1 protein-coding gene and 1 pseudogene are annotated in these 426 nt (G+C 61.7%); one reads left to right on the forward strand and one right to left on the reverse strand.

Translation table 11 applies throughout. The annotated features are described in order from the left end of the window. A pseudogene (locus tag AC1DHL_RS29950) lies at positions 1–116 on the reverse strand (rhodanese-like domain-containing protein); the annotation flags it as partial. A gap of 109 nt (positions 117–225) precedes the next feature. Between AC1DHL_RS29950 and AC1DHL_RS29955 the strand changes: the two are divergent. Continuing rightward, positions 226–426, forward strand: a 201-nt coding sequence (locus tag AC1DHL_RS29955) for a 2,3-bisphosphoglycerate-dependent phosphoglycerate mutase (protein ID WP_478164361.1), incomplete at its 3' end; no start/stop codon positions are given.

Here is a 426-nt window from a genome sequence, read left to right on the forward strand (position 1 = left end):
GTATTGAGGCGCTTGCCGCCCGTACCGCTCTTGATCTGGGGCCACGCCAGCAGGCCGCCGGAGACCACGGCGATGGCGATCAGGGCCAGGTTGTTGTAATCGGCGAAGAAATTCACAATGGCATTCCGTTGGGTTGGGTCGGCGGCATTATAAAATACGCGGTTTCGCGCCCCCGTCATTATTTGCGGGCGAGCGCCGCAGGTCACTTACTACCCTGGAAGCAGCATGTACAAGCTCGTTCTCATCCGCCACGGCGAATCCACGTGGAATCTCGAAAACCGCTTCACCGGCTGGGTCGATGTCGACCTCACCGACACCGGCGCCGCCCAGGCCAAGCAGGCCGGCAAGCTGCTCAAGGAAGCGGGCTATGGCTTCGACATCGCCTACACCTCGGTCCTCAAGCGCGCCATCCGCACGCTCTGGTAC

Source organism: Variovorax sp. 10L426 (assembly GCF_056395305.1).